This window comes from Ensifer sp. B1-9 (assembly GCF_050474445.1).
GTDB lineage: Bacteria > Pseudomonadota > Alphaproteobacteria > Rhizobiales > Rhizobiaceae > Ensifer.
In genome coordinates this window covers 388,961-405,137 of the sequence record NZ_JBCHVG010000007.1, presented here as the reverse complement: position 1 = coordinate 405,137, position 16,177 = coordinate 388,961, and the positions used below count along the sequence as shown (strand labels likewise).

Sequence of the window (16,177 nt, the reverse complement as noted above, 5' to 3'; positions counted from 1 at the left end):
TTGCCGTCGACGAGGATCGGGCGGTTGCCGCGGTTGCGCAGCGCCGTGTGCAGCACGGCGCGCTCTTCGGTGATGTTGATGATGTCGCCGCGGAACATGGCGTCCCGCTTCTCCTCGACCTTGGCGGTCTTGGCGAGCGCCTCGAGGCCGTCGAGCACCCTGTCGTTGACGGCGCATTTCGAATAATCGAACAGCAGGTCGTCGAGCGTGGTGCTGAACCGCTGAAAGCGTTCTGCGTCGCTGGCGAAGGCGGCGCGGATATCGGTTGCGTTGGTCTCAGCGGCGGTTGCTTTGAGTTGATCGACAAGCGCTTTCATCGCAGGGCTCCTTGGTCGGACAGGGGTGTCGGACAATCGCCTGCGTAGCTATTCGCTTTAAGCCGCCCAAATCAAGTCCGTAAAACCGCCGAAACGGCGGTTTTCAGGATTTTTTAAATCGTTTGAATTTTGGACTAACTCAGCCGCGCAGGTCTTTTCGCAGGATCTTGCCGACATTGGTCTTCGGTAGTTCGGTGCGGAATTCGACGTAACGCGGTCGCTTGTAATTGGTGAGGTTGGCGGCGCAGTGGCGCTTGACCTCCTCCTCCGTCAGCGCCGGATCCTTCTTGACCACGAAGAGCTTGACGGCCTCGCCGGAATGCTCGTCCGGAACGCCGATTGCCGCACATTCGAGAATGCCTGGATGGGTCATCGCCACTTCCTCGATCTCGTTCGGGAAGACGTTGAAGCCGGAGACGAGGATCATGTCCTTCTTGCGGTCGACGATCTTGACCAGGCCGGCTGCATTCATGAAGCCGATGTCGCCCGAGCGGAAGAAACCATCCGGCGAGATCGCCTTGGCTGTCTCGTCCGGGCGCTGCCAGTAGCCCGCCATCACCTGCGGGCCGCGGATGCAGATTTCGCCGACTTCGCCGATCGGCAAGGTGTTGCCCTGGTCGTCGCGGATCTCGACGTCGGTGGAGGGGATCGGCATGCCGATCGTGCCGGTGAACTCGGTCGCATCGAGGATGTTGGCCGTTGCCACCGGCGAGGTCTCCGACAGGCCGTAACCTTCGGCGATCGAGCAACCGGTCATCTGCTTCCAGCGTTCCGCCACCGGGCGCTGGATCGCCATGCCGCCGCCGAATGTCAGCATCAGCGACGAGAAATCGAGCTTCTGGAACTCCGCATTGTTCATCAGCGCGTTGAACAGCGTGTTGAGGCCCGGGAAGATGTTGGTCTTGTACTTGCCGAGTTCCTTGACGAACCCCGGGATGTCGCGCGGATTGGGGATCAGGATGTTGTTGCCGCCGGTGGCAAGGCCCATCAGCGAATTCACCGTCAGCGCGAAGATGTGGTAGAGCGGCAGCGCGCACATGAAGACGAGATTGTCCGGTCGCGCCCGCGAGCGAAACGCCGTCTGGAACCAGATTTCCATCTGCGCCATGTTCGACAAGAGGTTCGAATGGGTGAGCGTTGCGCCCTTCGACACCCCCGTCGTGCCGCCGGTATATTGCAGGAAGGCGACGTCACCGGGCGCGACGTTCGGCTTCTTCATCGCGCTGCGACCGCCCTTGGCAAGCACGGTCTTGAACGAGAGGTGGCCGGGGATCGACCAGGCAGGCACCAGCTTCTTGACGCGGCGGACCACGAGATTGACGATCGCGCCCTTGAGACCCAGCATGTCGCCCATCGTGGCGACGACGACGTGCTTGACGGAGGTCTTGTCGGCCACCTGCTGCACGGTGTGCGCAAAGTTTTCCAGAACGAAGATCGCCTTGGCGCCGGAATCGACGAGCTGGTGCTGCAATTCGCGTGGCGTATAGAGCGGGTTGACGTTCACGACGGTAAAGCCCGCTCGGAGGATGCCGTAGACGATGACGGGGTTCTGCAGGATGTTCGGCATCATCACCGCGACGCGGTCGCCCTTGGCGAGGCCGAGAGATTGCAGCCAGGCGCCGATCTTGGCGGATTCGGCATTGAGGTCGGCAAAACTCAGCGTCTTGCCCATGCAGGTGAAGGCCGGGCGGGTCGAATAGCGGGCGACGGCATGGTCGAAGAACTCGCCGATCGATTTATAGGGCAGGGGGCCGATTTCGGCGGCAATGCCGGGTGGATAGGATTTCAGCCAGATCTTGCCTGGGCTGGTCCCCGTTTGTTGTGCGCTGACTTCCACCATGACCTCTCTCCCTCTGGTCGCCACAGGCTGGCCTGCTCGCGGCCTGAGAAAATCCCTCCCGACCTTCTCATGCCGATGAAGATGATGCTTTTGAGACACCGCTTCAAGCTGAGATTCGGGATTATATGACTTTGACGTAAACGTCAACTTGACTTACGGTTAACAGGCGTTGCCGGCGCTCTCGAAAAAGTATGACGAGAGCCGCAAAAGCTTTGCCTGCCAAGGCAAAATTCTGTATTGCATTGCAGCATATCCCTGTTGGTCCGATCCAACGCCCGCCGACATATCCCCCAGATTTTTCTCCGGTCCGTTCGGGCCGGACGATGCAGGCCATTGCTCATGTGTGACGAAGCTTATTCTTCCGCCGTTGAACCGCGCCGCGCGGGCGTTTCTGCCGCCGAAGTGGCGCTTGCCGTCGGCGGCTTCGGCATCGGCACGGGCGAATTCGCGATCATGGGTCTCTTGCCGCAGGTCGCCGACGACGTCGCCGTTTCGGTGCCGCGGGCAGGGGCAGTGATCAGCGCCTATGCGCTCGGCGTCGTCGTCGGTGCGCCGTTGATTGCCGTGCTCGCCGCCCGCTTCTCGCGCTTGCGCGTGCTGCTGGCACTGATGCTGATTTTCGCAATCGGCAATTTTGCCAGCGCGATCGCCCCGGATTTCTACACGCTGATTGCGGCGCGCTTCTTCGCTGGTCTTCCGCACGGTGCGTATTTTGGCGTTGCCGCCCTGGTGGCTGCGGGTCTCGCGGCGCCAAACCAGCGGGCGCGCGCCGTCGGCCGGGTGATGATGGGGTTGACGATCGCAACCCTCTTCGGCACGCCGCTTGTCGCGTGGTTCGGCCAGGCGCTTGGCTGGCGGTCCGCCTTCGCGATCGTCGGCGGCATCAGCCTTCTGACTATGGCGCTGACCTTCGTCCATGTGCCGCGGGACAAGGGCAACCCGAAGGCGACGCCGCTTCGCGAACTGGGCGCGCTCGGCAAGCTGCAGGTCTGGCTGATGCTCGGCATCTGTGCCATCGGCTGCGGCGGCATGTTCGCCGTCTTCAGCTACATCACGCCGGCACTCACCGAAGTCGCGGGCGTTTCCCTTGCCAATGTGCCCGTCATGCTTTCGGTTTTCGGGGCCGGCATGATCCTCGGCAACATCGTCGGCGCGCGGCTTGCCGATTGGGCGCTGCTGCCGGCGATCGGCATCGCCATCGCCTTCAATATCTTCGCCTATGTGCTTTTCTATTTCACCATGGGCAATCCCTGGATCGCGATCGTCAACGTGCTCTTCATCGGCGGCGGCTTCGCCGTCGTGCCCGGCGTGCAGACGCGGTTGATGGATGTCGCCGGCGAGGCACAGACGCTCGCCGCCGCCCTCAGCCATTCCGCCTTCAATCTCGCCAATGCGCTCGGCGCCTGGCTCGGCGGCGCCTCGATTGCCGCCGGCTACGGCTGGACGTCCACCGGCATCGTCGGCGCCGTTCTCGGCGTTGCCGGTTTCGGCATCTTCCTCGCATCCGTGTTCGTCGACCGCGCGCAACCGGCTCGCATGGCAGCAAAGCCTGCGGCGGAATGACCGGTTTTGGCGAAAGAAGGCCGGCGAAACTTGAACCCTCCTAAATTTTTCTGTCATGTCGCGCCGGTAGCGTCGCTTGTGGCCCTGAAACTACCGTAAAGCAGGGGCAAAGGGGCGGCCCGCGGCGTTAGGTAGGCTGGCAAGGCCGCAGGTTTGTTGTAAGCTCGTCGGAAGACGGAGGATTATTGGTGCAATTGGGTAATCGCGAACGAGAAAATTTTGCGGTGGAGCCACGGCTTCTCGGGCACACTGCCATTTCGCGCCATGCCCTCGTCGGTCCCATGACCGCTGCCCGCTGGATGCTGGTCTTCGTTCTTCTTGCCGGCGTCTATTTCTTCCACGGTTTCGTGGTGCCCGTGCTGGCCGCCGTCGTCATCGGCTTCGCCAGCTGGCCGATCTATCGCCGGCTGCTCGCCGCCGTGAACGGTAACCGCACGCTGGCCGCAACCATCGCCATCGTCAGCGTCATTTCCTTCATCGTCGTGCCGATCTCGATCGCCGCCGTCTATGCGGTCGATGAAGTGCGAGACTGGGTTGTCTGGGCGGTCGAGACCAATGCCAATGGTGCGCTGGTGCCCGCCTGGCTGACCAGCATTCCGATTGCCGGCGTCTGGCTCGGCGAACAATGGGTGAAGCATATCGGCCATCCGGGCGCTCTCGGCGAGCTCGTCCAGCTCGTCAGCGGCTCCAACATCGGCAACATCTACCGTGGCGTTCTGGTCGTCGGTGCCTCGACGTTCCACGCTTTCCTGACGCTGCTCTTCATGCTGATCACGCTGTTCTTCGTCTACCGCGACGGACAGTCCTTCTCCGCCCAGCTCGACCGCCTTGGCGAGCGCATCTTCCCGATGCGCTGGGAGAGGCTGTCGCGCGTCGTGCCGCTGACGATCAGCTCGACGGTCACAGGCATGGGCATCATCGCGATCGGCGAGGGCATCGTGCTCGGCGTCGCCTACTGGCTGGCCGGCGTTCCGTCGCCGGTCACGCTTGGCATCATCACCGGCCTGATGGCCCTGATCCCCGGCGGCGCGCCGCTCTGCTTCACGCTGGTTTCGATCTATCTCGTCGCCAGCGGCTCGCCGGTTCACGGTATCGCCCTGCTTGCCTGGGGCACGACCGAGCTCTTCATCGTCGACAAGACGCTGCGCCCGCGCCTCGTCGGCGGTCCGATCAAGCTTCCCTTCCTGCCGACCTTCTTCGGCCTGGTCGGCGGCGTGAAGACCATGGGTTTCCTCGGCCTCTTCGTCGGCCCGGTGCTGATGGCCCTGCTGGTCGCCATCTGGCGCGAGTGGATGCGCGAAGTCGCCACGTCACCCGAAGCGACCGTAAATCACATCGTCAAGGGCTAAGAGCCTCGAGCACGAGCCAGAGGCCGCCAAGCGCAGCCGTCGCGAACGATCCGTCGTTCCATGATGCGGTGAGATGATCCGATCTCCGCGAAAGCGCGGTCGCGGACGGGAAGCCGCCTCACACGGTTCCTCGCAGGCTTCAGCGGGCGTCTTTATCTTTTCCTTATGCGCCCTTCCGACCATCGCAATCGATAATTGACCTGCATCGGATGCAAGATCCGGACCTCAACAGTCCGGAGAATTTGCATGTCCGATATTCTTTTCCTTGCCGCCGGCATCGGCGGTTTTGTCGTGTTTGCGCTCTATGCGCGCGCGCTGAGCCGCCTCTAGGGAGGGGCACGATGTTCGAAGCCCTGATCGGTCTCGCCGTCGCCGTCGCGCTTGCGGCTTATCTCGTCGTCACCCTCGTTCGCCCGGAACGGTTCTGACGCCGGTCGAAGGCTTGGCTCGGGTCAACGCTTCCAGACCCGGGTTGCCCTTTGCACCGCACATTTTCCTGAGCGGAGAAATCCCATGTCTATCATCGGGTGGCTGCAGATCAGCCTCCTTTTCATCGCCGTCCTGATCGTCATCAAGCCGCTGGGGCTTTACATGGCGCGGGTCTTCTCCGGCGAGCGCAACGTCTTTTCGCCCATCCTCGGTCCCGTCGAGCGCGGTCTCTATCTCGCCGCCGGCGTCGATCCGAACAAGGAACAGGGCTGGCTTGCCTATACGATGTCGATGCTCGCCTTCAGCCTTGCCGGCTTCGCATCGCTCTACGCGATCCTGAGATTGCAGGCCTACCTGCCGATGAACCCGCAGGGCTTCGCCGGCATGCCGTCCGACCTCGCCTTCAACACGGCGGTCAGCTTCGTCACCAACACCAACTGGCAGAACTATGGCGGCGAAACCACGCTCAGCCACTTCAGCCAGATGGCCGGGCTCACGGTGCATAACTTCGTTTCCGCCGCGACCGGCATCGCCATGGCGCTCGCCGTCACGCGCGCCTTTGCCCGCTCGAACGCCGCGACCGTCGGCAATTTCTGGGTCGATCTCACCCGCTCGACCCTCTACGTGCTGCTGCCGATCGCCGTGGTCATGGCCCTTGCCATGGTCTGGACCGGCCTGCCCCAGACCTTCCACGCCGATCTTTCCGCAACGACGCTCGAGGGCGCCAAGCAGACGATCTCGCTCGGGCCGGTCGCAAGCCAGGAAGCGATCAAGCAGCTCGGCACCAACGGCGGCGGCTTCTTCAACGTCAATGCCGCGCATCCGTTCGAGAACCCGACGGCGTTCTCCAACTACCTCAACATCTTCTCGATGCTGTCGATCTCGGCAGCGCTCGTCTACACCTTCGGCCAGATGGTCGGTAACCGTCGCCAGGGCTGGGCCTTCATCGCCGTTACCGCAGTCCTGCTGATATCCGGCGTCGCGGTCGTCTACTGGGCGGAAGCCCAGGGCAACCCGATCCTGACCGCGCTTGGTCTCGATGCCACGCTAGGCAACATGGAGGGCAAGGAAGTCCGTTTCGGCCAGGCGATGACCGCGCTTTATGCGGCTGTCACGACCGGCCTGTCGGATGGCGGCGTCAACGGCATGCACGGTTCGCTGACCGGCCTCGGCGGCCTCGTGCCGATGTTCCTGATGCAGCTCGGCGAAGTCCTGCCCGGCGGCGTCGGCTCCGGTCTCTACGGCATGGTCGTCTTTGCCATCCTCGCCGTCTTCGTTGCCGGCCTGATGGTCGGCCGTACGCCGGAGCTGCTCGGCAAGAAGATCGAAAGCCGCGAGATGAAATACGCGATGTTTGCGGTCCTCATCCTGCCGGTGACGATCCTCGGCTTTACGGCTGTCTCCGCCATGCTGCCGTTCGCCGTGGCGAGCGTCGGCACCGCCGGTCCGCATGGCCTGTCGGAAATCCTCTATGGCTTCACGTCGGCAGCCGGTAACAACGGCTCGGCCTTCGGCGGGCTTACCGGCAATACGCCCTGGTACAACACGACGCTTGGGCTCGCGATGCTGCTCGGTCGCTTCGCCTATGCGGTTCCAGTCATGGCGATCGCCGGCTCGATCGCCGTCAAGACGCGCGTGCCGGCCTCCAAGGGAACTTTCCCGACCGACACGCCACTTTTCGTCGGTCTGCTCGTCGGCATCATCCTCATTCTCGGCGGGCTGCAGTTCTTCCCGGCGCTCGCTCTCGGTCCCATCGTCGAGCATTTTTCGATGCTTGCCGGCCAGACCTTCTAAAGGAATTCGACACATGTCTTCCAAACCAGTCGCTCCCAGTCTTCTGGATCCGGCGATCCTCCTGCCGGCGGTCAAGGCGGCCTTCGTCAAGCTCGACCCGCGCCAGCTCGTGCGCAATCCGGTGATCTTTGTCACCGAGGTGGTTGCGGCCGTGGTCACCGGCCATTTTGTCCGCGATCTTATGACCGCCACCGGCAGCCCGCTCTTCTCCGGGCAGATCGCCGCCTGGCTGTGGTTTACGGTGCTTTTCGCCACCTTCGCCGAAGCCGTCGCCGAAGGGCGCGGCAAGGCCCAGGCTGACAGCCTGCGGCGCACCAAGTCCGAGCTGACGGCGCGCAAGCTCGTATCGGCCGAGGGCCGCGAAACCCAGTCGATCCCGGCGACCTCGCTGAAGGTCGGCGACCTCGTGCTGGTCGAGGCCGGCGAACTGATCCCCGGCGACGGCGAGGTCGTCGAAGGCGTCGCCTCCGTCAATGAAAGCGCCATCACCGGTGAATCCGCGCCCGTTATCCGCGAATCGGGCGGCGACCGTTCGGCCGTCACCGGCGGCACGCAGGTCCTCTCCGACTGGATCAAGGTCCGCATCGGCGTCGCGCCCGGCAACACTTTCGTCGACCGCATGATCGCGCTGATCGAAGGCGCGCAGCGCCAGAAGACGCCGAACGAGATCGCGCTGTCGATCCTGCTTTCGGGCCTGACACTGATCTTCCTCGTCGCCGTCGTCACCCTCTGGGGCCTTGCCGGCTACTCCGGCACCGTGTTGTCGGTCACCGTGTTGGCCGCGCTCCTCGTGACGCTGATCCCGACCACCATCGGTGGCCTGCTTTCGGCGATCGGTATTGCCGGCATGGACCGCTTGGTCCGCTTCAACGTCATCGCCACCTCCGGCCGTGCGGTTGAGGCTGCCGGCGACGTCGACACGCTGCTGCTCGACAAGACGGGCACGATCACCTTCGGCAACCGCATGGCCGCCGACTTCATGCCGGTGCCGGGCGTCAGCGAGGCGGAGCTTGCCGACGCCGCTCTGCTCGCAAGCCTTGCCGACGAGACGCCGGAGGGCCGCTCGATCGCGGCGCTTGCGACCGGCGAGTTCGGCCGCCAGTTACCGGCCGTTTCGCTGCCCGATGCAGGCAAGGGTGAGGTCGTGGCGCTTGCCGTCGGCGGTAGCGCAAGCCAGGCGGGCATAACCCGGATCGACGCGATCATCCCCTTTGCCGCGGAAACGAGGCTTTCGGGCGTCGACTTCGCCGGCCGCCGGCTGCGCAAGGGTGCCGTCGACTCGATCCTGAAGTTTACCGGCATTCGCGACGAGAACGTACCGAGCGAGTTCCGCCGCGCGGTCGACCAGGTGGCGCGCACCGGCGGCACGCCGCTCGCCGTTGCCGACGGCCCACGCCTGCTCGGCGTCATTCATCTGAAGGACGTGGTGAAGCCCGGCATCAAGGAGCGCTTCGCGGCGTTGCGCGCCATGGGCATCCGCACGGTCATGGTGACCGGCGACAACCCGGTGACGGCTGCCGCCATTGCCTCCGAAGCGGGCGTCGACGATTTCCTCGCCGAAGCGACGCCCGAGGACAAACTCGCCTATATCCGCAAGGAGCAGCAGGGCGGCCGCCTCATCGCCATGTGCGGAGATGGCACCAATGACGCGCCGGCGCTTGCCCAGGCCGATGTCGGCGTTGCCATGCAGACCGGCACGCAGGCCGCGCGCGAGGCCGCCAACATGGTGGACCTCGATTCCAGTCCGACCAAGCTCATCGAGATCGTCGAGATCGGGAAGCAGCTTCTGATGACCCGAGGTTCGCTGACAACCTTCTCCATCGCCAACGACGTGGCGAAGTACTTCGCCATCATCCCGGCGCTGTTCATCACCACCTATCCGGCGCTCGCCGCGCTCAACATCATGGGCCTCGGCTCGCCGCAATCGGCGATCCTGTCGGCGGTCATCTTCAATGCGCTGATCATCGTCGCGCTGATCCCGCTGGCGCTGAAAGGCGTCACCTATCGACCAGTCGGTGCGGCTGCGCTCTTGCGTCGCAACCTGCTCGTCTACGGTCTCGGCGGCATCCTTCTGCCTTTCGCAGGCATCAAGCTCGTCGATCTCGCCGTCAACGCACTCAATCTGGTGTAACCATGCTGAACCAAATTCGTCCCGCCATCGTGATGATCGTGCTGCTCACCGCCATCACCGGGCTTGCCTATCCCTTCGCCATCACCGGCGCCGCGCAGGTGCTGATGCCGGCACAGGCAAACGGCAGCCTCATCGAGAAGGACGGCATCCTGATCGGCTCCGAGCTGATCGGCCAGAACTTCACCTCCGACAGGTACTTCTGGCCGCGGCCGTCTGCGACCGGCCCGGAGGCCTATAACGCCGGCGCATCGAGCGGCTCCAACCTCGGTACGACTTCGGTCAAGCTGAGGGATCGCGTGGCCACCGACGTCGAGCGGCTGAAGACCGCCGGCTTTGCCGGCGAGATCCCCGCAGACGCGGTCACGACATCGGGTTCCGGCCTCGACCCGCATGTCACGCCGGCCTTTGCCCGGGCGCAGATCGCTCGCGTCGCCAAGGCGCGCGGCCTGAGCGAGGCGGATGTCACCACGTTGGTCGACAGGGTGACGGAAGGTCGTCTGTTCGGGATCGTAGGCGAGCCGCGCGTCAATGTGCTAGAACTGAACCTGGCCCTTGATGGGCCTCGAACATGAGGCCAAGGCTTGAGAACGCATGCCCGAGATGACGAATGCCCGACAGTGAACGTGACGCCAAAAGTCGCCCGGACCCAGACGCGCTTCTGGCTCTTGCCGCGCAGGATCGCCGGGGAAAACTGACCGTTTTCCTTGGCGCCGCGCCCGGCGTCGGCAAGACCTATGCGATGCTGACCCGGGCTCGGCGTCTGAAGGAAGACGGCGTCGATATCGTCATCGGGCTGGTTGAAACCCACGGGCGCGGCGAGACCGCCGCGCTGGTCGAGGGACTGGAAATCCTGCCGCGCCGCGATGTCAACCATCGCGGTCGAGTGCTTTCCGAATTCGATCTGGACGCGGCCCTTGCCCGACGTCCCAAGATCATCGTCGTCGACGAACTCGCCCACAGCAACCCGGCTGAAAGCCGTCATCCGAAGCGCTATCAGGATATTGAGGAACTGATAGCCGCGGGTATCGATGTCTGGACCGCGTTGAACATCCAGCACCTCGAAAGCCTCTCCGACATCGTCGCCCAGATCGCCGGGGTGCCGGTGCGCGAGCGGGTGCCGGATACGGTGCTGAAGCGCGCCGACGAGGTGCTGCTGGTCGATCTGCCGCCGGCCGAACTGATCGAGCGGCTGAAAGAGGGCAAGGTTTATCTTCCCGACAGCGCCAAGCGCGCGGTCGATCGCTTTTTCCGCCTCGGCAATCTGACGGCGTTGCGTGAACTGGCGCTCCGGCGTACGGCCGACCGGGTCGACGATCAGATGGTCGACTACCTCAAGCAGAACGCGATCGAAGGAGTGTGGGCAAGCGGCGAGCGCCTCCTTGTCTGCATCGGTTCCGATCCCCTGTCGGAAAAAGTGGTCCGCACCGCCAGCCGGCTCGCCGAGGGGTTGAACGCCCCCTGGATCGTCGTCTTCATCGAACGCGCCGACCGCGAAACTGGCGACGGCGAGGACGTGCGCCGGCTTGACGAGACCTTCCGTCTCGCCGAACAACTCGGCGCCGAGACGCGCCGCATCGTCGGCAACGACTTCGTCGAGGAAATCCTGAAACTCGCGCGCCGCGAACATGCGACGCAGATCGTCATCGGCGCGCGTCGCCAATCCTTTCCGACGCGCTACTTCCGCCAGTCGCTCCCCGACGCCTTGGCAGAGCGGGTATCGGGCATCGGCATCCATCTGGTGACCGACCGCGCGCCGGCGGCACCGAAGCCGCGGCCAGCCGCGAAGAAGTCTCTGCCGCCCGGGACCGGGCGCGCCATCGCCATTGCCGCCGGCGCGGTGGGCGCTGCGACGGCCCTCGGCCTCTTGATCGAGCGCTTCATCATCCTGCCGAACATCTCGCTGCTCTATCTGCTTGCCGTGCTGGCGTCGGCGACCTATGCCGGCCACATATCGGCGATCGCCGCGGCGCTGTTTTCGGTTCTGGCCTATAACTTCTTCTTCATCGAACCGGTCGGTACTTTCACCATTGCCGAGCCGCACGAAGTCTTCGCGCTGTTCATCTTCCTTGTGGCGGCCGCCCTTGCCGGGAGCCTCGCCTCTCGAGTGCGCGAACAGGCAAAGGCCGCGCGCCGGCGCGCCGCCGCGACCCAGGCGCTCTACGATTTCTCTCGCAAGCTTTCGGGCACGGCCAAGGTGGACGATGTGCTCTGGGCGGCGGTGACGCAGATGCAGACGACGTTGCGGCGCAGCGCAGCGCTTCTGTTGCCGGAGGAGGGGGACCTGCTGCTGAAGGCCGCCTGGCCACCGGACACCGAGCTCGACGTCACCGATACCATGGCCGCGCGCTGGGCGATGGACAAGCAGGAACCGGCCGGCAATGGCACGGGAACGCTGCCGAACAGCCCGTTTCACTTCCGCCCGCTGATGAGCCCGCACGGCGTCGTCGGCGTCTGCGGTTTCGTCCAGGCGGACAGGCCGCTGGAGATCAACGAAGAGCGAGCCCTGGCGGCAATCCTCGACCAGACGGCGATCGCCGTCGACCGGGCACGGCTGTCGCGCGAAAGCCTCGACCAGGCGGCGAAGCTCGAAGGCGAACGCTTTCGTGCGGCCCTCCTGTCGTCTATTTCGCATGACCTCAGGACGCCGCTTGCCACCATCACCGGGGCTGTCACCAGCCTGCGGCAACTCGGCGACCGCATGTCGCCGGAAAGCCGTGACGATTTGCTGAAATCGATCGAGGAGGAGGGCGGGCGTCTGACCCGTTTCGTCGCCAACCTGCTCGACATGACCCGTATCGAAGCCGGCACGGTCAACGCCAAGCGCGACTGGGTCGATGTCGCCGACGCGGTACGCGCTTCCGTCGATCGTGCCCGCAAGTATTTCCCCGAGCGCCAGATCGAGACCAGCATCGCACCGGATCTTCCCTTGATGCGCGGCGACAGCGTGCTTCTCGGGCAGGTGCTGTTCAACCTCCTCGACAACGCCAACAAATATGGCGGCGAAGAGCCGGTCAGCATCTATGCCCGCCCGGACGGCGACGAAATCGTGCTGTCGGTGACGGATCTCGGCAAGGGCATTGCGCCGAAGGATCTCGAGCAGGTTTTTGAAAAATTCTTCCGCCGCGGCAAGGTGGATGGCCGCACGCCGGGGACGGGGCTGGGGCTTTCGATCGCCAAGGGCTTCGTCGAGGCCATGGGCGGCCAGATCAAGGCGGAGAGCCCGGCGCTGCGCCGCCGTGGCACGCGCATTTCCATGCGTTTCCCCGCCGCCAAGCCTGAAATCTCCGAAAAGGACCGTGCATGAGCGTGGAGCGTATCCTCGTTGTCGACGACGAACCCCAGATTCAGCGTTTCCTGAAACCCGCGTTGAGCGCCGCCGGCTACGACATACTGGAGGCGATGACTGGCGCCGAGGCGCTGAAGGCGGCGGCGACGAGTGCGCCCGATGTCGTCATCCTCGATCTCGGCCTGCCGGATATGGACGGCAAGGAGGTCATCGCGAACTTGCGCGGTTGGTCGCAGGTGCCGATCATCATCCTCTCGGCACGCGACCGGGAGAGCGAAAAGATCGCGGCCCTCGATCTCGGCGCCGATGACTATATCGAAAAGCCCTTCGGCATCGGCGAGTTGACCGCCCGCATCCGCGCAGCGCTTCGCCATCGGGTGCAAATGGATGGCGGCCAGACACAACTCTCCGCCGACGGCGTGTCGATCGACACGATCAAGCGCGTGGTGATGAAGGATGGCGAGCCGGTGCGGCTGACGCCGAAGGAATATGACCTGCTGGTCATGTTGGCGCACCATGCCGGCCGTGTCGTCACCCACAGGACGCTTCTAACCTCGGTCTGGGGCGTCGCGCATAGCGAGGATCTGCATTATCTGCGCGTCTTCATCGGCCAGTTGCGCGGCAAGATCGAGCGCGACCCGGCCGACCCGAAGATCATCCGCACCGAGCCTGGTGTCGGCTATCGCTTCGTCGGCGACGACGGTTGACCGCGAGCTGCCGCCCTGGCGGCAGCCGAACATCACTTGATCTTTACCGGCTGCGGCATATCGGTCGCCAGCGTTTCGCTGATGACCTGCTTCTTCTTGGGTGCCGGCTGCGGATTCTCGAGGATCGATACCGGAGCCGATACGGTGGCTGCAGCGACATTGCCGACGTTTCTGGCCGTGCCGGCAACAACCGCTGCAATGCCGGTTCCGACGGAAATATCGGAATCGGTGAGTGTCTGCCCGGTTGCCAGCCGGGTGCCGATGAGTTGAACGATCTGCGGGCTTTCCGCGAACTTCCCGTGGTGCAGGCCGTCCTCGGTCTTGACCTTGGTCAAATCGATCGCAGTGATGCCGGCCCGTTCCAGTTGGGTGCGATAGGGCTCGGCAGACGGGTCGATCGCGCCGAGGCGGGAAACGTCGCCGGAAATGAAGCTAGAGAGCGCGAGCGCGCGATCGTCCTGCGAAACGAAGATCGTGAACTTCGGTCGTTTGTGGCCCATCTCGACGAACTGCTTGGCGAAGACGTCGAGGTCGATGTCAGGCGAGGCGAGGATAACGTTTTCGATCTTGGAGGGCACGTTGCCGTCGCGGATGCCCATTTGCCTGAGCGTTTCCATGGTCAGCCAGGTGCCCATCGAATGCGCGAGGATGGTAATACCCTTGACCTTGGGCGCGTCGGCGAGCTTCTTCAGGATGTTTTCAAGGGCTGTGCGCGAATAATTCGTGCTCTCCTTGTCGTAATTATAGTCGAACACATTGGCCCGTGACGGCCAGGTAAACAGTACCGGCGTCGCCTGGACATCGGAGTCATGGATGATCTGGGCAAGCCGGTAGACGGAATCCTCGTAGCGATTGTTGAAACCGTGCACGAAGACGAAGGCCTGTCCGCCGACGTCGTGCTGCAAGAACCAGGACTTGGCTTCATCAAGCGACGTGAGTTCACGCACGCGGGTGACGGTGAAATCCTTCTTGGGGTCCGGCGGCAGCTTGCGTGGCCATTGCACCGTGCCGGCCTTGCGCGCCGTATCCGGCGGGATCGACACCGCAACGTCGGTCAGGAAGGTGTTGGCGTCACGCTCGCCGGAAAACAGCGTCGCCGGATCGCCGGAAGGCCGGCGCGTGGTCGCGACGAGCATGTCGACGGTCGAGGTTCCGGGTACCGGCGCGGTAAGCGCCACCGGTGTCATCACGCCTTTGGCATGACCGCCGCAACCGGCAACCAATGCCAAGGCCGCCACGACGAAGATCGCCCGTCCTCCTCGTGCGCGCACCTGCTGCAGCAAACCTTGAAACCCCGCCCGCTCGAACATCGGCATCCCCACATACGCCTGAACTTCGCTGCATCTGATCGCGCTTTCGCGAAAGGAAGATGACAACACTCGGCGCTAATATGCAAGCGGGCGGTGATTGAAGTTTCGCCGCTAGGTTGTTGATGAATGCAGATACCCCTTTGTTGCGGACTGCCGCAACACAGGGGGGTGCCTTGAATGGATGCTTCGCCGCCTATTCCGTCAGGGCGGCCAACGTCTTCAGAATTGCATGCACCGCCTTGATGCGCTCCGCATTCGGGAAGTTCCGGTTTGCCAGCATGACCACGCCGATCTTCTTTTCCGGCACGAAGGCGACATAGCCGCCGAAGCCGTTGGTGGACCCGGTCTTGTTGTAAAGCGTCGTGCCATCGGGGCGCTTCGGAGGAACCAATGCCGTGGCCGGCTTGGTATCCATGGCCATGGTCCGGGAGTTGCCGTCGAGCAGCCGTTCAAGCGAAACCGGGTAGGGATACTGTTCCCAGCCGAGGCCCTGAATCATCTTGCCGGTATCGAAGTAGCCGACATGCGTTCCCTCTATGGCCTCGCGAACGGGTCCGTCGAATTGCTCCGGCCGGATATTGGCTTCGACGAAGCGGATCATGTCTGCCGCGGACGATTTCACACCGTAGGCTTCGGCGTCGAACATGCCCGGGCCGACCCGGATCGGCTTGTTGGCCTTGCCGTAACCCCAGGCGTAGCTGGCTATCGCGCTTGCGGGCACGGTGACATAGCTGTGCTTGAGGTCGAGTTTCGGAAACAGCTCAGTCTCCAGCGCCTTGGCGAAGCTGCCGCCCATCGCCAGGCCGGCGACATGGCCGAAGAGGCCGATGCTCGGGTTGGAGTAGCGACGCTTCGTCCCCGGCTCAGCATCCGGTTTCCAGTTGCTGAAGTAAGTCAGCATGTCGCCGTCGCTCTTGACCTGATCGGGGAACTGCAACGGCAGGCCGCCGGCGGTATAGGTGGCGAGATTGAGGAGGGTCGCCTTGTCGATGGCGCTGCCACGGAGCTCGGGCATGTATTTGCCGGGATGGTCTTCGAAGGACAGCTTGCCGAGCGCCTGCGCGTAGGCGGCGAGTGTGCCGGCAAAGGTCTTGCTGATCGAGCCGAGCTCGAACAGCGTGTTCTCCGTAACCGGCGCCTTCGTTTCCTTGGAAGCGACGCCGTAGTTGACAAAGGTGTGCTGGCCGTCAACGGTCACTGCAATCGCCATGCCCGGTACATTGTGTTCGCGCATAATCGGTCGGATCGCCTTGTCCACGGCGGCGGCAATCCGGGCCTGCTCGTCGTTCCCGGCGAAGGCAGTCGCGGCGAACGAAAAGAGGATTGTAGTAGTAAGCCCTAATTTGATTGTCGTCATTCTATCCATTGCGTGTACTCTTTCTTGCGAGGCGGGGATGCCCATGCTTGGCCCGGCCCAGGTCCCTGCGGCGAAAGTCCATCGGGTCAGCCTG

The 16,177-nt window shown here is 63.7% G+C and carries 11 protein-coding genes and 1 pseudogene; 8 read left to right on the top strand and 4 right to left on the bottom strand.

What is annotated here, in order from left to right:
- Both ACQ5BM_RS15840 and ACQ5BM_RS15835 read right to left on the bottom strand, forming a co-directional pair.
- Window positions 1-317, bottom strand: a pseudogene (locus ACQ5BM_RS15840) (glucose-6-phosphate isomerase); the annotation flags it as partial.
- 139 nt (window positions 318-456) lie between these two features.
- Window positions 457-2,157, bottom strand: coding sequence for a long-chain fatty acid--CoA ligase (locus tag ACQ5BM_RS15835; protein WP_429812870.1), 1,701 nt, complete (start codon window positions 2,155-2,157; stop codon window positions 457-459).
- A 339-nt stretch (window positions 2,158-2,496) separates the two neighbouring features.
- On the opposite strand from ACQ5BM_RS15835, the gene ACQ5BM_RS15830 reads away from it, so the two are divergent.
- From ACQ5BM_RS15830 to ACQ5BM_RS15795, 8 genes are all read left to right on the top strand, one after another.
- Window positions 2,497-3,720 carry an MFS transporter gene (locus tag ACQ5BM_RS15830; protein WP_429812867.1) on the top strand — a complete coding sequence of 408 codons (1,224 nt, stop codon included), beginning with the start codon at window positions 2,497-2,499 and terminating at the stop codon, window positions 3,718-3,720.
- A gap of 188 nt (window positions 3,721-3,908) precedes the next feature.
- A complete protein-coding gene (locus ACQ5BM_RS15825) occupies window positions 3,909-5,069 on the top strand; it encodes an AI-2E family transporter (RefSeq protein WP_429812864.1) in 1,161 nt (386 codons plus the stop codon).
- Window positions 5,070-5,278: 209 nt separating this feature from the next.
- Window positions 5,279-5,497: a K(+)-transporting ATPase subunit F gene (gene kdpF, locus ACQ5BM_RS15820; protein ID WP_429812861.1), complete on the top strand. Its 219-nt coding sequence runs from the start codon at window positions 5,279-5,281 to the stop codon at window positions 5,495-5,497.
- Window positions 5,498-5,582: 85 nt separating this feature from the next.
- Window positions 5,583-7,292: a potassium-transporting ATPase subunit KdpA gene (gene kdpA / locus ACQ5BM_RS15815; protein WP_429812858.1), complete on the top strand. Its 1,710-nt coding sequence runs from the start codon at window positions 5,583-5,585 to the stop codon at window positions 7,290-7,292.
- A 13-nt stretch (window positions 7,293-7,305) separates the two neighbouring features.
- Window positions 7,306-9,423: a potassium-transporting ATPase subunit KdpB gene (gene kdpB / locus ACQ5BM_RS15810; protein WP_429812855.1), complete on the top strand. Its 2,118-nt coding sequence runs from the start codon at window positions 7,306-7,308 to the stop codon at window positions 9,421-9,423.
- A gap of 2 nt (window positions 9,424-9,425) precedes the next feature.
- Window positions 9,426-9,995 carry a potassium-transporting ATPase subunit KdpC gene (gene kdpC / locus ACQ5BM_RS15805; protein WP_429812852.1) on the top strand — a complete coding sequence of 190 codons (570 nt, stop codon included), beginning with the start codon at window positions 9,426-9,428 and terminating at the stop codon, window positions 9,993-9,995.
- A 35-nt stretch (window positions 9,996-10,030) separates the two neighbouring features.
- Window positions 10,031-12,727: a DUF4118 domain-containing protein gene (locus ACQ5BM_RS15800; RefSeq protein WP_429812849.1), complete on the top strand. Its 2,697-nt coding sequence runs from the start codon at window positions 10,031-10,033 to the stop codon at window positions 12,725-12,727.
- Complete coding sequence (locus tag ACQ5BM_RS15795; protein WP_429812846.1) at window positions 12,724-13,416, top strand: response regulator; 693 nt, start codon at window positions 12,724-12,726, stop codon at window positions 13,414-13,416. The genes ACQ5BM_RS15800 and ACQ5BM_RS15795 overlap by 4 nt, the downstream gene beginning before the upstream one ends.
- Window positions 13,417-13,448: 32 nt before the next feature.
- Here the strand turns inward: ACQ5BM_RS15795 and ACQ5BM_RS15790 are convergent, their stop codons facing one another.
- Both ACQ5BM_RS15790 and ampC read right to left on the bottom strand, forming a co-directional pair.
- Window positions 13,449-14,726, bottom strand: a complete 1,278-nt coding sequence (locus tag ACQ5BM_RS15790; protein WP_429812844.1) for an alpha/beta hydrolase — start codon at window positions 14,724-14,726, stop codon at window positions 13,449-13,451.
- 193 nt (window positions 14,727-14,919) lie between these two features.
- Window positions 14,920-16,092: a class C beta-lactamase gene (ampC, locus tag ACQ5BM_RS15785; RefSeq protein ID WP_429812842.1), complete on the bottom strand. Its 1,173-nt coding sequence runs from the start codon at window positions 16,090-16,092 to the stop codon at window positions 14,920-14,922.
- Window positions 16,093-16,177: the final 85 nt, after the last annotated feature.